3 protein-coding genes are annotated in these 2,956 nt (G+C 54.8%); 2 read left to right on the top strand and 1 reads right to left on the bottom strand.

Annotated elements, in window-relative coordinates:
- The first annotated feature begins 143 nt into the window (after positions 1–143).
- On the top strand, positions 144–518 hold the full coding sequence (queD, locus tag LQZ21_RS14895; protein ID WP_411045370.1) for a 6-carboxytetrahydropterin synthase QueD: 375 nt from the start codon (positions 144–146) through the stop codon (positions 516–518).
- Between the two features lie 32 nt (positions 519–550).
- Here queD and amrA read toward each other — a convergent pair whose 3' ends face one another.
- Positions 551–1,135 (bottom strand): AmmeMemoRadiSam system protein A, encoded by a 585-nt coding sequence (gene amrA, locus LQZ21_RS14890; protein WP_411045369.1) that lies wholly within the window; start codon positions 1,133–1,135, stop codon positions 551–553.
- A 141-nt stretch (positions 1,136–1,276) separates the two neighbouring features.
- Between amrA and LQZ21_RS14885 the strand changes: the two genes are divergently transcribed.
- Complete coding sequence (locus LQZ21_RS14885) at positions 1,277–2,851, top strand: hypothetical protein (protein WP_411045368.1); 1,575 nt, start codon at positions 1,277–1,279, stop codon at positions 2,849–2,851.
- Positions 2,852–2,956: the final 105 nt, after the last annotated feature.

Genomic DNA, 2,956 nt, shown 5'->3' with positions numbered 1-2,956 from the left:
GCCCCTTGGGGCGGAACCAAGGGTATGTACCCTGAGTCAAATACCTTATGAGAACAACATACCCCGACCGCTTGCGGCGGGGTTGTTGATTGGAGGGCGGGGCAATAATTGACGCCCTTGTGCCAAAACAGTATGCTGATCCCATGTTTTCTGTCCGGGTGGAAGCCGATTTCGCGGCGGCCCATTTTTTAAGCCATTATCACGGTAAATGTGAAAATCTCCACGGTCATAACTACCGGGTCCGGGTCTGGGTCCGGGGTACGGAATTGGACGAGGGGGGGATGCTGGTTGATTTTGGGGTGCTCAAGCAAAAACTTCGGGAGCTTATCGCCGGTTTGGATCACACCAATCTTAATGACAAGCCGGAATTTAAAAACGATCCCAGCGCCGAACGGATCGCCCGCTTTATTTTCAAAAGCCTTGAGGAGCTGTTACCGAAGGTTTCGGTTGATCCCCGCCTGCTTTGGGCGGTGGATGTTTACGAAACCCCCACCAGCATGGCCCGGTATGAAAAGTAGACCGCTCCGCGGTCAATTACGTGAGAAGAAGGTTACGGCGCTTCCTCTCCAAAGACCACCGCGGTAAAGGTGTAAAGCTGGGCTCCCGGCTCGTCGTAGGAATGGGGGGGGAGTCCGGCCTTGATACAGATATAGTCCAGGTATCTGTCCAAGTCCCAGCCCTGTTCCACCGGGACCTGGGGGAGCAATACCCCGGACCTGCCCCGGTGGACCAGGTAGAGGCCATGAAGGCCCACCCGGACCAAACGGGGATCGGAACAGGCTTCCAGGGGGGAGAGAGCGGAGATCTCAATGGTACAAGCCGGCCATTCGGTCCGGCTGAGGGGAGGAAACCGGGGATCCCCAAAGGCGGCTTCACCGGCCATGATCCGGACGGTTTTTTCCAGGGCATCGGAGGCGATCATCCTGCCGATACAGCCCCGCAGTTCCTTTCCCCGGTGGAGCGTTACAAAGGCTCCGCAGGGTTTGGTCAGGGCGGAAGTCCCCTCCCGGATGGCCGCTGCCAGTTCCGCCCCCCGTTTATATTCCGGCGGCCGCTGTTCCAAGGCGGCGCTGATGGTTTCCCGGGCATCGGCTAAAAGCGCTTCCCGCTCCTGCGGGGTTATGGTTAAATTCATCTTTTTCGCCCCCTTATGCAAAGAAAGCATACTATAGAGGGCCGGATACCCGCAAGGACTTGCCCCGGAGCGCTTGTGCGTCCCCGATGATCTCTGTTATTTTAGAACCGGCTCAATTATCTGTTTTTTGGAGGGTTTCGTATGAGTAAGCGAATTGCGGTATTGGGAAGCAGTGGGGGGAATCTCTTCAATCAGGGCGGCGCCGATCCGGTGGTGATGCTCAAAGAAATATCCACCCAGGCGGATTCGGCGGGGATTTCGGTGGGCTATGTCCAGTTCGTAGGGGCGTCGAGTACCATGGACAGAATCCAGCAGACAGCCAAATCCCGGTTGTATTATATGGAAGAGGGAGCATTGCGGCAGTCTGAGGAAAAAACCCTGCAAGAGATCAATGTCCTCGCGGCCAAACTGGACGAAGAAATCGCCGCAAAGATCGGCGATGGCGAAATTGACGGCCTTATTCTTCTAAGCTGCGATCCCAAGGGGGTAAACAGCAAAAGCATTAGGGCTGCCGCCGAAAAGAAAATCCCGATGGTCGGGACCGGCGGATCTTCCATGGCGGCGGCCCGGTCCCTGGGGGGTAACATCATTTCCGCTTCGGGCACCACCGGTACCACCAATCGTACCAGGGCGATTTCCTTTATTACGGTGCTGGCAAAAGAGTGGAACTTGAAATATGCTCCCATTATCGGAAAAACCGGAGACAGCGCGATAATACAGGGCAATGTGTGGAAGCGGATTAATTTCAGGGGCATCATGATGGCTTCGCTTCCCGGTTTTATCGCCATGGCGCTTTTGCTTGCCTTGAGCAAAATCCCGCCCCTGGGCAGCCTGAGCGCGGTTTTCGATGCGCTTATAGCGGCCCTGCCGGTTATCCTCGCGGCAATAGCGGCCAAGCAGATTTCGGGCCTGGATGAAGTCGGCATAGTAGCCGGTATTGTGGGCGGCGTTATGGCGGTGGACGGCGGCATTATTGGCGGTCTTATAACCGGCATTATCGCCGGTATTTTTGCCTACTACATCATCACCTTCTGTTTTAGACACAAGATTCCGGGGACCACCGCGAATATCGCGGCAGGGGGCATCGCCGGCCTGCTTGCGGGTTTGGTTGGCAAATTCGCGATAGCCCCGATAGCCCTTCTCCTCGGCGGCCTCGTAAAAACCATTATCGAAGTGGCTTTAGAATACAACGCGATTCTGGCCGGCGCCTTCGCGGGTTTCAGTATCTGGTTTGCCATCATAGGCGGCGTCTACCATGCCGTTATACTTCCCATCATCCTCCTCGAAATGGAAAGCACCGGCAACAGCTTTCTGGGCTGTATTGATATGTGCTGCCTGGTTTTGGTCAGCGCCGGCATCATGCTGGCCAACATAGTGTTCCCGAAACAAAAAAGCGATCCCGCAGTATCGCTACCCGGTCTTATCATCAATCTCTGTTTCGGAACCTTCGTAGAGGCGGCCTATCCGTTTATGTTTTCCAGTAAATTGGTATTTGCCAGTGCGATAATCGCCGCCACGGTCGGCGGGGCCTTTGTGGGGGTCTTCCAGTTACGGGCTACCGCTTATCTGCCCACCTTCGTGGCCCCTACGGTCTCCAACAAGCCGGTCCTCTTTATTATCTGTATGCTGCTCTCCATGGCCGCAGCGTTTATATTAACCGGCATAAGCAATCAGATTGATAAGAAAAAGGCGGGTAAAGCGGATCTGACCGAATGAAGCACCCAGGAGTAAGGACCCGCGCGAGAATAAAATGCCATGCATTTTATTCTAATTGCTTATGCAATAAGGAAATAACATGACCAATCGGTCATGTTATTTCTG

Source organism: Treponema sp. TIM-1, from assembly GCF_046533115.1.
GTDB lineage: Bacteria > Spirochaetota > Spirochaetia > Treponematales > Breznakiellaceae > JAIRMO01.
The sequence above is the reverse complement of the archived record's forward strand: the minus strand, read 5'-3'. Positions and strand labels throughout refer to the sequence as shown.